Source organism: Mycolicibacterium houstonense (genome assembly GCF_900078665.2).
GTDB lineage: Bacteria > Actinomycetota > Actinomycetes > Mycobacteriales > Mycobacteriaceae > Mycobacterium > Mycobacterium houstonense.
In genome coordinates this window covers 3760262-3775942 of record NZ_LT546207.1, presented here as the reverse complement: position 1 = coordinate 3775942, position 15681 = coordinate 3760262, and the positions used below count along the sequence as shown (strand labels likewise).

Below are 15681 nucleotides of genomic sequence, written 5' to 3'. Positions count from 1 at the left end.
AACTGTCATGGCCGATGTGACTGACGTCGCGGAGGGACGGCTGCGCCGGGCTCTCGGATTGCCGTCGTTGGTGTTGTTCGGACTGGTCTACATGGTGCCGCTCACGGTGTTCACCACCTACGGCATCGTCACCCAGACCACCGGCGGCCGGCTGTCGGTCGCGTACCTGGTGACGCTGGCCGCCATGGTGTTCACCGCCAGGTCGTACGCCGTGATGGCCGTCGCCTATCCGGTCGCGGGCTCGGCATACACGTACACGCAGAAGACGTTCGGCGCTCCGGTCGGGTTCCTCGCCGGATGGTCGCTGCTGCTGGATTACCTGTTCCTACCGATGATCAATTACCTGGTGATCGGGATCTATCTGAATGCGGCGCTGCCGGCGATTCCGGCTTGGGTGTTCGTCCTACTGTCCATCGCCGTGGTGACGGTGCTCAATGTCGTCGGCATCGTGTCGGTGGCCAGGGCCAACTTCGTCATCATCGCGGTGCAGGCGATCTTCATCGGGACGTTCCTGGTGCTGGCCTGCTCCAAGGTGTTGAGCCTGGGCACGCTCGATCTGATGGCGCCGTTCCACGGTGACGGCAGCGCCGACGGCTTCAGCCCGGTGCTGGCCGGCGCGGCGATCCTGTGTCTGTCGTTCCTGGGCTTCGACGCGGTGTCAACATTGTCGGAGGAGGCCAAGGAGCCCAAACGGTCTGTGCCGCAGGCGATCATGATCGCGACGCTGGTTTCTGGGGTGATATTCGTCGTGCTGTCCTACCTCGGCCAGCTGGTGTTCCCGTCCAATCAGTTCGCCGATGTCGAGTCCGGATCGCTGGATCTGATGCTGGCCGCGGGCGGGCAGTTCCTGCAGACCTTCTTCACGGCGGCCTATGTCGCCGGTGCGCTCGGATCCGCCATCACCTCGCAGGCTTCGGTGGCCCGAATCCTGTTCGCGATGGGCCGCGACGGCATCCTGCCGCGGCAGTTCTTCGGTCACGTCTCGCCACGGTTCGCCACCCCGGTGTACGCGATCCTGGCGGTTTCGGCGGTGTCGCTGCTGGCGATGGTGATCTCGTTGTCCACCCTGGCTTCGCTGATCAGTTTCGGTGCGCTGGTGGCGTTCTCGGCGGTCAACCTGTCCGTCATCAAGCACTACTTCGTCGACCGCGGGGAGCGTGCCGGGGCGGGTGTGGTCAACAACCTGGTCCTACCGTTGATCGGCTTCCTGCTCACCGTGTGGTTGTGGACCAGCCTGTCCGGGGTCACGTTGATCATCGGGTTGGCTTGGTTGGCGGCGGGATTCGTGTGGTTGGCCGGGGTCACTCGCGGTTTCCAACGGCCGACGCCGGTGCTGGACCTGAAGGAGTGACCCCGGCCGGGGGTCAGGCCACGCTGATGGTGACGTCGATGTTGCCGCGAGTCGCCTTCGAGTACGGGCAGACTTGGTGCGCGTCGTCGGCGATGGCCTGGGCGGTCTCCCGGTCGACACCTGGGATGCTGACGTTCAGTCGCGCCCGCAGGGAGAACGCCCCGTCGGTGTTGAGCAGGTCGACCTCGGCGTCCACCGCGGTCTCGGCGGGCAGCTTCACATTGTGCCGGCCCGCGGTCAGGCCCATGGCGCTGAGGAAACATGCCGACCAGCCGGCCGCGAACAGCTGTTCGGGATTGGTGCCGGTGCCCTGGCCTCCCGGGGGCGTGAGCTGGATGTCGAGGTTGCCGTCGGAGCTGTAGGACTCGCCCTGGCGACCGCCGGTGGTGTGGGTCTGGGCGGTGTAGAGCACGTTGCCGGTGTCGCTGGTGGTCATTGCGGTTCTCCTTCGTGAGAGGACGGGTCCGTCCAATTGGATGCGTCAGAGATGAACGCCGGGAGTCCCGAATTCCATCCCGTCCGATTGAATCGGGTCCGATATAATTAGGCATGTCCTCCAAGGCGCCCAAACTGACGGACTTCCTGTGCTTCGCGATCTACTCGGCGAACCTTGCCTATGGGAAGGCCTACAAGCAGATCCTGGACCGGCATGGCATTACCTACACGCAGTACATCGCCATCGTCGCGCTGTCAGAGCAGGACCATCAGACGGTGGGCGGTCTGGGCGAGAAGTTGTTCCTGGAATCCAACACCTTGACCCCGATCCTGAAGAAGCTCGAAACGCTGGGATTCGTGACGCGACGACGTGATCCAGGTGACGAACGCCAGGTGATCGTCAGCCTGACCGATGCCGGCCGCGAACTCCGGGAGGAGGCTCTGGAAACCGAGTTGGTGGCGGCCACCGGCCTGTCGATGGAAGAACTCGCGACCATGCAGCGCGGTGTCTCCGCGCTGCGGGACAACCTGCGTGAGTACATGCAGGCGGCCGTCGACTCTGCGTCCAGGGCGTGAAGGTGCGAGTGCCCCGCGCCCTGAGTGCAGAACGAAACCTCGCTACGGCTTGAGCTGGACCTTCAGGTGCTCACCCGAGCGGGAGAATGCCTTGGCGTAGCCGTCGGCGGCGTCATCCAGTGACAGTGTGGTGGTGAAGATCCCGTCGACGTCGAGCCGGCCGGCCTGCAACAGCGGGATCAGCTCGGGCCACGTCTGCTGAACCGGCGCCGTGGTCAACCGGATGGTGAGGCTGCGCAGCAGGCAGGCCAGCGCGGGCATCGGGTACGGCTGCAGGTCGTGTACTCCGACGATCGACACCGTGCCGCCGGCGCGGACCGCGTCGATGGCGTCGTTGATCGAGGCGTCCATGCCCACCGCGTCGATGACGGAGTCCACGCCGAGGCCGCCGGTGGCCTCGCGGATGGCCTGCGCCGAGGGCGGGGCGAAGGTGATCGCGCCCGATGCGGCCGCGCGGTTGCGCCTAGCCTCCACCGGGTCGACGGCGAAAACCTTTGCCGCACCGAGGGTGATCGCGCTGCGCAGGGCGCACATGCCGACCGCGCCCAGGCCGATCACCGCGACGGAACCACCGATCGGGATGTCGGCGCGTTTGGCCGCCGCCCAGCCGGTGGCCAGGTTGTCGGTCAGCAGCAGCGCCTGTTCGGTGCTGATGTGCTCCGGCATCTTCAACAGCTGGAAGTTGGCGGCCGGTACCGCGAGAAGTTCGGCCTGCGCACCGCCGAGGAATCCGGTACCGAAGATCTGCGGGCCCTGCACGCAGCGGATCGGGTCGCTGGTGGCGCAACCGGCGCAGTGCCCGCAGCCGGCCACCGAGGACACCAATACCCGGTCGCCGACGGCGAAACCGGTGACCTCAGTGCCCAATTCGACGATGGTGCCGACGGCCTCGTGCCCGACCGACACCGGATCGGCGATCGGATAGTGGCCCTCCAGGAAGTGCAGGTCCGATCCGCAGATCGAGGCGGCCTCGACCCGGACGATGGCGCCGTCGGGGCCGGGCAGGACCGGGTCCGGCCGGTTCTCGACGTGAATCTTTCCGGCGCTGTCCACGACGACTGCGCGCATATCATGCCTCCTGCACTGTGAAGTCGGACCAGACGGGTTCGTTGACGGCCGAGCGGTATTCGCTCAGCCGCCACGGGCTCACGGTGTGAATCTCGCCGTCGGGGTTCTTGAAGTACGAATGCTTGACCGAGGGATGTGCCCACACGGTCTGTCGGATCTGTTCCTGCGACCGCTGGTGCCATTCTTTCGTCGGCTCGGGCAGCGGTTCCATGGTCTTGGCGCCCGTGGTGATCAGATGTTCCAGGCACTGGTTGATGTAGCGCATCTGCAGCTCGGAATTGAGGATCAGGCTGCCGCCGTGGGCCAGGTGTGTTCCCGGGCCGTAGGTCATGAAGAAGTTCGGGAACCCAGGAACCGTGATGCCCCGGTAGGCGTAGGGCCGCTGACCCCAGGCCTCGTGCAGGTCGACGCCGTCGCGCCCGGTGATCGTCATCGGGAACAGCACATCGGTGGCCCGAAACCCGGTGGCGTACACGATGATATCGGCGTCGTACGTCTCGCCGTCGGCGGTGACGACGCCGGTCGGGGTGATGCGTTCGATCGGGGTGCGGATCAGGTCGACGTTGTCGCGTTTGAGGGTGCCGAGCCAGCTGCCGTTGTCCTGCAGCGTGCGCTTGCCGGTGGCCGGATAGTCCGGCAGCACCTTGGCCAGAAGGTCGGCGTCGTCGCCGACCTGGGTGGTGATCCAGTCGGTGAACATGATGCGGGCGATGGCGTTGATCTCGCTGACCGCGTTGTCCTGATCGTTGTAGGCCGGGTCGACCCGCGCGGCGTCCAGACCCTTGTCGGCTCCGGGCCACAGCAATAGGAAGCGGTACCAGCGGCCGTAATACGGGAGGTGTTCCATCGCCCAGCGCACGCCGTCGGCGACCGGCTCGTGGTACATCGGATTGGGGAACATCCACTGGGCGGTGCGCTGGAAGACGGTGAGGTGCTCGACCTTGTCGGCAATGGCCGGGGCGATCTGGAAGCCACTGGCGCCGGCGCCGATCAGTGCCACCCGCTTGCCCGTGACATCCACGTCGTGATCCCACGCCGCGGAGTGAAATGCCGGTCCGGCAAAGGTTTCCGCGCCGGGAAAGTCGGGAATCTGGGGCCGGTTCAGCTGGCCGACGGCGGTGATCACCGCGTTGGCCTTGAGGGTCTCCGTGCCGGTCGCCGAGCGCACGGTGACGTTCCACATGTCGCCGTCCCACGCGGCCGAGAGCACCTCGGTGTTCCACCGGATGTGCGGTTCCAGATGGTGGCGGTCCACCACGTCGCGGAAGTACTGGCGCAGCTCGGGCTGTTCGGCGAAGAAGTGATCCCAGTGGTTGCTGGGTTCGAAGCTGTAACAGTAGAAGTGGTTGGCCACGTCCACTCGGGCGCCGGGATAGCTGTTCTCCCACCAGGTTCCGCCCGGCCCGGCGTTCTTCTCGACGATGGTGAAATCGATATCGGCCTGCTTGAGGCGCACCCCGGCCAGTACCCCGGACTCGCCGCAGCCGATGACGACGACGCGGAAACCGTCGGTGTTCTCCAGGGTGGCGGGCCGGCGCGGGTCGACGCCTTCGAGATCGAGTTCTTCGAGCATCAGCGGCACGTTGTCGTCATCCACCGGCTCGCAAGCCGCCCAGTCCATCATCTCCCGGACCACCTCGGCGGGTAGCGGATCGGGGACCGGGCAACCGCGGTCGCGGTAGTCGGCGATCACCGGCAGCGCCACCTCGCGGGCCCGCGCCTTGTCCTCCTCGCTCATGAAGCCCTGGACCTCGTTGAGGAACAACCCGGCCTGTTTGAACTCGCGGATGAAGCGCGGGTCGCCGGTGATGTGCACGAGCGAAAGCAGCAGCGTCGGGATACTGACCTGCTCTAATGCCGCCGCGATGTCGACGTCGGACGTGGTGAACGGCTGGCCGACGTGAAAGCTCCGGGTCACGCGGCGTTACGCTACGCGCCGTAGCGTTATGTGACAAGAGGGTGGTGGAGGCCTGCGGGCAGCTCGCCGATAGCGACGGGCCAGCCTCCACGGAGATCGCAGCTAGGTCGTTTTCGCGCGCACGTGCAGGCGCTGGCCATGTGGCCCGAAGACTGAGAATCTCGACCTGACCGCCCACGCTGCCGAACCAGTGCGGCGTGCGGCTGTCGAACTCCGCGGCCTCGCCCGGGCCCAGGATCACGCTGTAGTGAATCTATTGGTTTGCCGACATGAATGTACAAATGTACATTCACGTCTGGCCGGGTGCCTGCCCGCCGGAACGGCTTGATGACTGCTGTGTAGCGGCCGATGTTCAGAAGGGAACGGATCGACGTGGGTGAACCGACTCGACGACAGGTCATGCTGGGTGCGGCGGCCGCCGCTGCGATGGTGGGTGTTGCTGCATGCTCATCGAACGATGACGCCGGGGCGTCCGGTCCAGTGGATGACGTGCCACCGCTCCCCGAGGCGATGCGAAACGACTTCCGTGGCTTGACAGATGCGCAGAAGGTGCGGGGATGCAGCGTCGCGGCCGTCACGCGCGAAGGCACCGTCTTCGCCGATGCGTGGGGGCTGGCGCGCGACGGGTTGGTGATGACGCCGGCCAGCACGTTGAATATCGGGTCGGTGACCAAGACGGTGACTGCCACCGCGGTGCTTCAGTTGATTGCAGCGGGCCGACTCGATTTGGATGCCGACGTCAACGACGTTCTCGCGCATAGCCGTATGTATGGGCCCGCGAGCGTACGTAGCCCGCATCATCCCGATGCTCCGATCACGGTTCGGCACCTCATCACGCATCTGACGCCGATCGACAGCCCAATTGAACCGGGTCCCTACGGGTATTCGTACCGGGTGGGGCCGGTGGCAGACCCTGCCGAGATGGGGCGGTGGCTGCACGACTTCCTGACGCCGACACCACGGGGTTGGACGTACTCCGGCGACAACTTCACGAAAGCTGTTCCGGGGCAGGCGCATCTGTACTCCGACATCGCATACGACCTGGCCGGACACATTGTCCAAGCCGTCACGGGTCAGTACTTCGCGGACTACTGCCGAGATTCGATTCTTCGCCCGGCGGGCATGAACCGTTCGGACTTCAACCGGGATCACCTGGCCGAGTCGGACCGGGCACACCCGCACGCCTGGTTTGACAACGGTGTCAAGAGGGGGATGTGGCCGGATTACCGCAATCTCATCCCGCATGACATCCCCGACGATTTCACCGGTCACGTCGAGTACGCGCCGTACACGAGTTGTCTGCTTGCCGACGGCGGCCTGCGGTCGAACGCGTTCGATCTGGCTCGCTGGGCGAGAATGTGGCTTGGGCAGGGCACGATTGACGGCACGGAGGTGCTGGAGAAGCGCTGGGCGGTTGCCGCGTTGTCCGATCAGGTCTCGCCCGAAATCCTGGCCGCATCCGACGCGCCGCTGCCGATGATCTCCCAGGGTTTCGCATGGCATCGGGTGGACGGCGACGCCGAGGGAGTCTGGCAGCACGCCGGCAGCGAGTTCGGCACGGCGTCGTATGTGATGCTGGATCTGCAGCGCGGAGTAGGCGCGGCGGTGGTTTGCAATACCGAACTGGCGCTGGAGGGTGACCCGCGCGGCACAATGCTGCAGCAGCTCATGGACGCTGCCACGCGGCGTTGACCGCTTCAACGGTGCATGAGTGCGTTCAATGAGTTGATCAGCAGGTCGCGATCGATCGGGGCGTCGTTGAGTGCCGCGTGCACAGTCACCCCGTCGGCGAAAATTCCGACAGCCGTGGCGTTTTCGCGGCCGATGTGTGGTTCGAGGGCCGCCACGAGGCCCTCGTACCAGCGCAGCGCGTGTACCCGCAGGTCGTTGTTGGTAACCGCGGCGCAGATCAACGCGGTCTCGGCACGGGCGGTCTGGCGATCGTGCAGTTGTGGAAGGTACTTGTCGGCGAAGGCGGCCGCCGACGGGCCGTGGCTGTCGAGAGCCTTCTGGAACTCGGCGATATCGTCGTCGACCTTGTCGGCGAGGTACTGCATGGCGGCCGAGCGGATGTCGTCCAGGGTCGCAAAATACTGAGTTGTCGAACCCAACGGAACCTGTGCCTTAGCCGCGATCTTGCGGTGGGTGAGTTCGATCGAGCCGGTCTCGACGATCAATTCCGCTGCGGCTTGGACAATCTGGCGACGGCGCTTCTCTGGGGCCGGCGACACACGCCGAGCTGGTGTCTTCTTGGCCGAAGGCACGTTTCCTCCCGGTGTTCACAACTAATGTACTAACGTACATTAGTTGTGCGGTCCTAGGCTCCGAGAACTGATCGCAGGTAGTCGTTGGCGAATACCCGCTGGGGATCGAGCTGATCGCGGGCGGTCAGGAAGTCGTCGAACCGCGGATAGCTGCCCTTGAGGTCGAGCGCGGTTCGGTTGTGCATCTTGCCCCAGTGGGGCCTTCCGTCGTAGCGGCGCATGATTTGTTCGACGGCGCAGAAGTATTCGGCCGGATCGTCACGAACGTATCGGTGCACGGCGATGTAGGCGCTGCGCCGACCGTAGGCCATCGACAACCAGTTCTCATCGGCGGCGGATGCGCGTACTTCGATCGGAAAGCCGATGCGCCAACCTCGTTCGGCGATCAACCGCCTGACTTCCTCGAAGGCGTCGACTGCCGACTCGTAGGGGATCGCGTATTCCATCTCCCGGAACCGCACCCGCCGCGGTGAGGTGAAGACACGATCGGACTGCTGGATGTGTTCGCGTTCACCGGCGCATCTGATGACGGCCCTGTTCAGGACAGGAACCGTGGCCGGCGCCGCGCTGCCGAGCGCGCAGACCGCACCGAGGACACCGTTCTCGAGCAGTTCCTGTTCGATCCGATGCCGCAGCTGCCCCGCGCGGTTGGCAGAACTCTGGGCGGGCAGTCGGGTGTTGGTCTTGGTCAGGGCGACATCGGTGTGCGGAAGCCAGAAGAACTCGAAATGGTCGGCCTGGGTCATACGTTGGTCGAATGAGTCGAGGACGTCGTGCAATGGTTCGACCTTCTCCACGGCACGAATCGCGAAACTGGGGACGCACTGCAGGGTCACCTCGACGATGACGCCGAGCGCGCCGAGGCCGACGCGGGCCGCGGGCAGTAACTCGGCGTTGCGAAGCTCGTCGATGTGCACCACCTGTCCGTCGCCCGCCACCAGGGTGAGGCCGACCACCTGGGTGGCCAGACCGCCGAAGGTGGCGCCGGTTCCATGCGTTCCGGTCGAGATGGCGCCCGAGATGGTCTGCCGGTCGATGTCGCCCATGTTCTCCAGGGCCAGCCCGTACGGCGCCAACAGCCGCGAGAGTTGCCACAGCCGTGTTCCGCCACCAACTCTCACCCGCCTGCGGTGGGTGTCGACGTGCAGGATTCCGCTGAGCTGGTGCAGGTCGATCTGGATCTCCGGGGCGACTGCGATCGCCGAGAAGCTGTGGCCGGACCCGACGGCCTTCACGCGGTGACCGGTGGCGGTCGCCCTCGTGACGGCCTTCGAGACGTTCTCGGCGGTGCTGGGCTGAATCACCTGCGCCGGTCGGGCCGACTGAGTCCGGCCCCAGTTGGACCACCCGTGCCGTGTCACAGGAAGACCTTCCCCTCGCCGCGATAGGTCGGGATCTCGTCCACCGCGTGCCCGCGATGAATCACGTTGAACCCGTCGACGTGCTCGCTGAGCTCACCGGCCTTGCTGTGGCGGAACCACACTCGATCACCGACGCGCAGCGCTGCCGCGGGCCGGCCGGCCACCGGCGTCTGGACCTCGCCGGCCATCTCCGCGGGCAACAGGCGCAAGCCCTGGGGCCAAACCGGCAGGGGGACACGGTCATTTCCGGGTGGCCCCGAGGCGATCCAGCCTCCACCGAGCAGCGTTGCTATCTGAGGTGCAGCCTTGCGGACGACGGGGAGTGCGAACGCCGCCGCGGGCGCGGGACTGAAGGCACGGTAGGAGTCGAACAGATGCGAACCGAAAAGTCCGCTGCCCGCGGCTACTTCGGTCACCGACGGGTCGGAAGATGTGAACTCAAGCGAGCCGGTGCCGCCACCGTTGACGAACTCCAGGTCCGCGACCTCACGCACCGCGGCCACTGCGCTGCCACGACGTTCGAGCAACTCTTCCTTGGATTGCCGCTGGATCAATCGGACGATCCCGGATCGGACCCTGCGCCCCCGTACGGCGTCACCGACGCCGGCGATCTGAGCCTCATACGCCATCAGGCCGACGAGCGTGAACCCCTGACGCGAGGCAACGGTTTCGGCGAGTGCCCTGGCCTGTTCCGCGGAATGTACCGGCGACCGCCGCACCCCGAGATGCCCGAGGCCAGGCGCCTTCCATGACGCATCGAGGTCGAGGCACACACGCAACGTCTCCCGCGATGACGCCGCCGCCACCCGGTCCACGAGATCGAGTTGGTCAACGGAATCCACCATGAGCGTGACGCGGGCGGCAAGCTCCGGCGACCGCGCGAGACGGGCGATGGCTGCCCGATCGACGCTCGGATACGCCACCACGACATCACCGATGGGCGGATACAAGTCATCGCCTGCGGCCAGCCACAATGCCTCGGGCAATGTGTAGGCGAGTACCCCGGCGTAGCCGTCCAACGCGAGCACGGCGGCCAGGACGGCGCGTGATCGCACCGACTTCGACGCCACCCGGATCGGGGTCGCTCCGGCGCGCCGGCGCAAGTCGTGCGCGTTGTACGCCAAGGCGTCCAGATCCAGTACTGCCAATGGCGGATCCAGATCGACGGTGGCTTCGGCCAGTAGCGGCCAGTATTCGTCCGGTGCCTCCCACGGGCCGGGGCGCTCAGGCGATGCGGAGAGATCGATCGACATGGTTGGGGAGCTAACCCGACAGAGACATGTGCGAGCGAGGGTTATCGTGACCACAATGGGGGGCAAACCGGACAATGCGGTGAGGGGGTTGCGTGAATCGTTCGGTGCCGACGAGCCTCGGTAGCACGGCCTCGATACCCACCTCGGTGCTCGTCAACGTGGTCGAGGTCGCCGAGCGCCGGAGTCTGCCGGTGCAGCGTTGGCTCGCGGCGGCCGGCCTGGGCGAGGTTCACCTGCGTTCGCCCGATGCCCGGGTGTCTTTTCGGCAGGCCGCGGACTTCCTGCGGCGTGCCGTCGAGGCGATGCCGGATCGCGGCCTGGGCATCGAAGTGGGCTCGCGTGACATGTATCTTTCGTTCGGGGTGCTCGGGCTAGCCATCCGGTCCGCGGAAAACCTCTCTGCGGCAATGGATATCGGCTTGGAACTGCAGCGGACCACGGGAAGCCTGATGGATGTCGATGTCCAGTTCCTCGACGAAATCTGGACTCTGCGTGCACATGAGCGTCACCCGGAGCCCACGATCCTGCCGTTCCTGTGTGAAGAGCTGTTCTGCAGTGTCCTCGTGATGATGCGGTCGGTGTTGGAAGACTCTCGTCCGGCTCCGGAATATGCCCAGTTCAGCTATCCAGCCCCGCGATACGCGCACTTGTACCGCGAGTTCTTCGGCTGTCCGGTCTTGTTCAATGCGGATGGGAACCGGCTGGCATTCCCGCAACGACTGTTGAGCCTTCCCCTGCCACGGCATGACCCGTCCACGCACGCGGTAGCGGTGGCCGCGTGCCGGGACATGCTCGAGCGAACCGAGGCACGTGACGATCTCGTGTTCGTGGTGGAGACGATGCTGCGCGACAGCCTGCGGCAGCCGCCGACCATGTCGGAGGTGGCCACGCGCCTGAACATGACCGAGCGGACGTTGCGCCGCCGACTCGGTTCGAGCGGTGAGCGATTCAGCGCGCTCCGCGACAGGCTCCGCAGCGAACACGCGAAGCGACTCATCCGCGAGACCGGCATGCCGATCCATCAGATCGCGGCCGAAGTCGGCTTTGAAGACGCCCGAGAATTTCGCCGGGCCTATATCAGGTGGACGGGCCACCCGCCGTCACACGAACGATCCGCGGAGCGCTTCGAATAGGTTGCCGTTTCGTCGAATCCGGTGACGACCAGTGACGTTCAGCGCGCCTCCGCTCACGGCTTGGAATGTCGGGTCGGGCTCTGGGGGGATTCCCACTTGGACTCCAATGACCGCGTGACCGGGGTGCCGGCGGCGAACTCGCGCTGAAAAGTCGCACCGTCGTTGCCCTCGAAGGTCACCAGGAAGCCGGACTCCGCCGCCTCCTTGTGCACGACCTTGCAGGCCGGTTCGCCGGTGCCCAGGCCGATGAGGTCACCCGGGGCTACGTCGTCGATGCGGCTGTCGGGGTTCGGTTGAGACATGCGTTGTCGGTAGCCGCTTTGCGGGCGCGCCAAACGTCCGCGTCACTGTGGTGGAGCGCCGCCTGCGATCCACTCCTCGTAGAACGGGGGCATCTCGGAGGCGTGGCCGGAGAACTGCGGTGGCCGCTTTTCGAGGAACGCCCGCACACCGTCGTGCCCGTCGCCGATGCTCGTGTAGAACATCGCCAGTGAGTCCACCCGGTGCGCGTCGACCGGATGCGGCTCGGCGGCGTTTCGGTAGAGCATCTGCCGCATGAGCGCGACCGACACCGGGGAGCGGTCGCGGGTCCACGCGTCGGCCAGCGCACGTGCCTCGGTGATGAGGGCGTCCGGTTCGTACACGGCCTGTGCCAGTCCGATCTCGCGCGCGGCGTCGGCGGTGAGAATGTCCGACCGGTACACCAGATCCAAAGCCGTTGGCAAACCGACGATCCGGGGCAGGAACCAGGTCGAACACGCTTCCGGAGTGATGCCGAGCTTCCCGAAGACCAACCCGAAGCGGGCCTTCGTCGACATCAGCCGGGCGTCCATGGCCAGCGTCATCGTCGCGCCGATCCCGACCGCGGCGCCGTTGATGGCGGCGATCACGGGTTTGCGGCAGGCGTAGATCGCCAGTGTCACCCGGCCGCCGGTGTCCCGGACCCGGCGCAGCTCGGGATCGTCGAGGTCGGCCATGTCGGCCAGGCTCGGCGATTTCGACTCGTCGAGGCCGAACACATTGCCTTGGCTCGACAGGTCCATGCCGGCGCAGAACGCCCGGCCCTCGCCGGTCACGATGACCGCCCGTACCGCGTCGTCGTCGTTGACCGCGACGAAGGTCTGCTCCAACTCGTCGGCCATTTCGACGGTGAAGGCATTGAGATTGTCCGGGCGATCGAGGACGACGGTGAGGATCCCGTCGTCGAGCTGGTGCCGGATCGTGGTGAAGTCCACGGTGTCCTCCTCGGGTCAGTTGGTGTTCAGCTTGCCCAACGAGGGCCACGCCCCGTCATCGACCCCCTCTCACCGCAGGTCACAGTGCTCCGTGGTGGCGGTAGATCACCGCGCAAAGTCGACGCGGTCTAGGTTCGTGGGATGGACTTCGACGAGTACCGGACGCACGACGCCACATCCCTGGCGAAACTGGTTGCCGACAAGCAGGTTTCGGCGGCTGAGCTGCTCGCCACCGCCCGGGAGCGCGCGGCGGCGGTGAACCCGAAGATCAACGCGATCATCCGCGACGTCCCCGCTTCGCCGTCGGAGGACCTGACCGGTCCGTTCGCCGGGGTGCCATTCCTGATCAAGGACCTTGCGCAGGACTATGCGGGTTTGCCGACCTCGGCCGGTTCACGTGCGCAGATGTCGCTGATCGCCCCCGAGCACGCCACGGTCGTCCAGCGGTGGCTCGACGCCGGCCTGGTCATTTTCGGGAAAACCAACACACCGGAGTTTGGGGCGAAGGGGATCACCGAGCCCGACGCGTGGGGGCCGGCGCGCAACCCCTGGGATCTGGCCAGGTCGCCGGGCGGGAGCTCGGGAGGATCGGCGGCCGCNCCGAGTCGTTCGCGTCCTGTGTGGGAGCGGACCCCGGAAAGCTGCGGATCGGGCTGCGGGTGCCGACGGCGATCAACCCGACACCCCACCGGGAGGCGTTCGCCGCCGTCGAGGCAACGGCTGCCGCGCTGACCGAACTCGGCCACCATGTCGAGGAACTGCCCCGAGCGCCCTTCGACGACGCCGCGCTTGCCCGCGACTTCCTGTTGACCTGGTTCGTCTACAGCGCATGGGAGCTCGCCGAGGCCAAGCGGCTGACCGGCGCGGGTGACGACGCGTTCGAACGGGACACGCTCATCATGGCGGCTATCGGTCGCGCCACGAGCAGTGTCGACTACCTGGACGCGGTGCAGCGCCGCCACGAGCACACCCGGCGGCTGAGCACGTACTTCGAGTCGTACGACCTGCTGTTGACGCCCACCCTGGCCACCCCGCCTCCGCGGGTCGGCGAGTTCGATCTGCCGGTCGCGCTGCAGCGCGCCGCGGACGTTCTGATCAAGACCCGGACCGCGAGCATGTTGCGCTACACCAAGATCGTCGATGACATGGTGGACAAGAACCTGGGCTGGGTGCCCTACACGCAGCTGGCGAAACATCACCGGCCGCCCGGCGATCTCGCTGCCACTGCACTGGACGGCCGACGGTCTGCCGCTCGGGGTGCAATTCGTGGCACCACTGGCCGGCGAGTCGCTGCTGCTCAAGCTGGCCGCCCAGCTCGAGCAGGCGATGCCCTGGGCCGATCGCTTCGCCCCGGTGGGGGATGCGCTGGCGGTTTAGCGGAGAGGTGGTGCTCTGAAGCTAGGTGATCGACCACAGCTCCAGCAGGGTGCGGATGGTCGCCACCAGCGGCAGGGGCTGATCCAACATGGGGTGGTGGCCGGCCTCGGCGAGTTCGACGAACGGACCCCGGAGTTGCAGCATCGAGCGGATCTGCTCGGCCATCGGGGGCGGCACCACGCCGTTCTCGCATCGCAAATACCCGACCCGGCAGGGGATTCGGGCGAAGGTGTTCTCCAGGAGCTCTTCGTCGGCGGGGGTTTCGTCGAGGAGCTGACCGCCGAAGATGGCCGGGTCGAACTTCCACACCCAGCCGGCGTCGGTCTTGCGGATGGACTCGGTGGCAATGTGGTGGCCGATGTAGGGCAGCGTCACCTCTTGCTTGGGCACGGCCCGGAACCGGGCCAGGATCTCCTCTTCGCTCGGGTAGCCGGCGCTGTCCCGGCGGGTGCGCAACCGGACCTCTTCAGGGGCGCGGTCGCGTAGCGGTGAATCGATGACCAGGATGCTGTCGATCTGGGCGCCGTAGCGGGTGGCGGCCGAGGCGCCGACCCAGCCGCCCATGCTGTGGCCGACGATCGTGGGGCGCGCGGAGGATCCGGAGGCTTCCGACGCGGCGAGGACTTCTCGGGCCCAGATCGCGAGGGAGTATTCGGTGCGGGTGCCGCTGTCGCCGTGCCCGCTGAGGTCCGGGGCGATGACGCGATGGGTGCGGGTGAAGAACGGTGCGATGTGGTCCCACCAGCCGGAATGGGCGCCGCCGCCGTGGACGAACACCAGCGGGGGATTGGCGGGATCGCCCCAGGTGCGGACGTGGATCGGGCATCCCTCGACATCGATCGCCGAATGCTGCGGAGCCTGGTCCAGTGCCGAGGTGAACCATGCTGGGCCGTTCGCAAGAGACGGTGGGGCCGGGGACGGTTCACGCCGGAACATGCGATTCACCTGGCAATTCTGTCGCATCCCCCACGAGTGATCGAGAGGTCCCCGGTGCAGCGGGCCTCGTCGGCCGCGGGCGATGGTCAAGACACCGCAAGCCCCACGCCGAGCGCGATCATCATCACCGCGATCACTCCGTCGAGGATGCGCCAGGTCATCGGGGTGGCGAACAGCCCGGCCAGGCGGCGCGCGCCCAGGCCCAGGCCGGTGAACCACACCGCACTCGCGGCCACCGCGCCCGCACCGAACAGCCACCGCTGCTCCCGGTGCTCGTTGGCCAGGGACCCGAGCAGCACCACGGTATCGAGATAGACGTGCGGATTCAGCCAGGTCAACGCCAGACAGGTGACCAGCACCTCGGCCAGCCGGGCCGGGGTGCGCTCGGACGGGTTGAGCGTCGATGGCCGAAACGCCCGGCGCGCGGCCAGCACGCCATACCCGACGAGGAAGGCCGCCCCGCCGAACTTCACCACCGTCATGGCGTCGGGATGGGCGGTGATCACCGCGCCGACTCCGGCAATGCCGGCGGCGATCAGGATCAGATCGGAGACCGTGCACACCGCGATCACGGCGATGACGTGCTCGCCACGGATGCCCTGCCGCAACACGAACGCGTTCTGCGCCCCGATCGCGGCGATCAACGCCATCGTGGTGAGGAATCCGATGAGCACGGGTGAAGCCATGCGTTCGAGGCTATGGACGAGTAGTGATCAAGTACAGCTAATGATTCTTTATTGACATTAGCTTCCCTTATTCAATTCAGGACGTGTG

14 protein-coding genes and 2 pseudogenes are annotated in these 15681 nt (G+C 66.3%); 5 read left to right on the top strand and 11 right to left on the bottom strand.

Annotation, left to right across the window (positions count from 1 at the left end):
• Window positions 1-7 precede the first annotated feature (7 nt).
• Window positions 8-1351 (top strand): APC family permease, encoded by a 1344-nt coding sequence (locus tag BN4332_RS18880; protein WP_066900526.1) that lies wholly within the window; start codon window positions 8-10, stop codon window positions 1349-1351.
• Window positions 1352-1364: 13 nt separating this feature from the next.
• On the opposite strand, the gene BN4332_RS18875 is transcribed toward BN4332_RS18880, so the two are convergent.
• Window positions 1365-1787, bottom strand: coding sequence for an organic hydroperoxide resistance protein (locus tag BN4332_RS18875; protein ID WP_066900524.1), 423 nt, complete (start codon window positions 1785-1787; stop codon window positions 1365-1367).
• Window positions 1788-1900: 113 nt separating this feature from the next.
• Here BN4332_RS18875 and BN4332_RS18870 point away from each other — a divergent pair, with 113 nt between their 5' ends.
• On the top strand, window positions 1901-2362 hold the full coding sequence (locus BN4332_RS18870; RefSeq protein WP_066900522.1) for a MarR family winged helix-turn-helix transcriptional regulator: 462 nt from the start codon (window positions 1901-1903) through the stop codon (window positions 2360-2362).
• A gap of 42 nt (window positions 2363-2404) precedes the next feature.
• On the opposite strand, the gene BN4332_RS18865 is transcribed toward BN4332_RS18870, so the two are convergent.
• The 3 genes and pseudogenes from BN4332_RS18865 to BN4332_RS35540 all read right to left on the bottom strand — a co-directional run.
• Window positions 2405-3430 carry an alcohol dehydrogenase catalytic domain-containing protein gene (locus tag BN4332_RS18865; protein ID WP_066900520.1) on the bottom strand — a complete coding sequence of 342 codons (1026 nt, stop codon included), beginning with the start codon at window positions 3428-3430 and terminating at the stop codon, window positions 2405-2407.
• Window position 3431: 1 nt separating this feature from the next.
• A complete protein-coding gene (locus tag BN4332_RS18860) occupies window positions 3432-5348 on the bottom strand; it encodes a flavin-containing monooxygenase (RefSeq protein WP_066900518.1) in 1917 nt (638 codons plus the stop codon).
• A 102-nt stretch (window positions 5349-5450) separates the two neighbouring features.
• A pseudogene (locus BN4332_RS35540) lies at window positions 5451-5583 on the bottom strand (XRE family transcriptional regulator); the annotation flags it as partial.
• Window positions 5584-5747: 164 nt separating this feature from the next.
• Between BN4332_RS35540 and BN4332_RS18850 the strand changes: the two are divergent.
• Window positions 5748-7040 (top strand): serine hydrolase, encoded by a 1293-nt coding sequence (locus BN4332_RS18850; RefSeq protein ID WP_066900516.1) that lies wholly within the window; start codon window positions 5748-5750, stop codon window positions 7038-7040.
• Between the two features lie 5 nt (window positions 7041-7045).
• Here the strand turns inward: BN4332_RS18850 and BN4332_RS18845 are convergent, their stop codons facing one another.
• The 3 genes from BN4332_RS18845 to BN4332_RS18835 form a co-directional block, all read right to left on the bottom strand.
• Window positions 7046-7579 (bottom strand): TetR/AcrR family transcriptional regulator, encoded by a 534-nt coding sequence (locus BN4332_RS18845; RefSeq protein ID WP_066900514.1) that lies wholly within the window; start codon window positions 7577-7579, stop codon window positions 7046-7048.
• Between the two features lie 86 nt (window positions 7580-7665).
• Window positions 7666-8973 carry an FAD-linked oxidoreductase, L-gulonolactone oxidase family gene (locus tag BN4332_RS18840; protein ID WP_066900512.1) on the bottom strand — a complete coding sequence of 436 codons (1308 nt, stop codon included), beginning with the start codon at window positions 8971-8973 and terminating at the stop codon, window positions 7666-7668.
• Window positions 8970-10226: an amino acid deaminase/aldolase gene (locus tag BN4332_RS18835; protein ID WP_096866943.1), complete on the bottom strand. Its 1257-nt coding sequence runs from the start codon at window positions 10224-10226 to the stop codon at window positions 8970-8972. Before BN4332_RS18835 ends, BN4332_RS18840 begins: the two co-directional genes overlap by 4 nt.
• Window positions 10227-10384: 158 nt before the next feature.
• Between BN4332_RS18835 and BN4332_RS18830 the strand changes: the two genes are divergently transcribed.
• Window positions 10385-11359, top strand: coding sequence for an AraC family transcriptional regulator (locus BN4332_RS18830; RefSeq protein WP_235654140.1), 975 nt, complete (start codon window positions 10385-10387; stop codon window positions 11357-11359).
• 53 nt (window positions 11360-11412) lie between these two features.
• On the opposite strand, the gene BN4332_RS18825 is transcribed toward BN4332_RS18830, so the two are convergent.
• Both BN4332_RS18825 and BN4332_RS18820 read right to left on the bottom strand, forming a co-directional pair.
• Window positions 11413-11661, bottom strand: a complete 249-nt coding sequence (locus BN4332_RS18825) for a hypothetical protein (RefSeq protein ID WP_066900509.1) — start codon at window positions 11659-11661, stop codon at window positions 11413-11415.
• Between the two features lie 42 nt (window positions 11662-11703).
• Window positions 11704-12594, bottom strand: coding sequence for a crotonase/enoyl-CoA hydratase family protein (locus BN4332_RS18820; protein ID WP_066900507.1), 891 nt, complete (start codon window positions 12592-12594; stop codon window positions 11704-11706).
• Between the two features lie 141 nt (window positions 12595-12735).
• Here BN4332_RS18820 and BN4332_RS35090 point away from each other — a divergent pair.
• Window positions 12736-13971 (top strand): annotated as a pseudogene (locus BN4332_RS35090) (amidase).
• A gap of 21 nt (window positions 13972-13992) precedes the next feature.
• On the opposite strand, the gene BN4332_RS18810 reads toward BN4332_RS35090, so the two are convergent.
• Complete coding sequence (locus BN4332_RS18810; RefSeq protein WP_066900693.1) at window positions 13993-14907, bottom strand: alpha/beta fold hydrolase; 915 nt, start codon at window positions 14905-14907, stop codon at window positions 13993-13995.
• A gap of 86 nt (window positions 14908-14993) precedes the next feature.
• Complete coding sequence (gene lysE / locus BN4332_RS18805; protein ID WP_066900505.1) at window positions 14994-15593, bottom strand: L-lysine exporter; 600 nt, start codon at window positions 15591-15593, stop codon at window positions 14994-14996.
• Window positions 15594-15681: the final 88 nt, after the last annotated feature.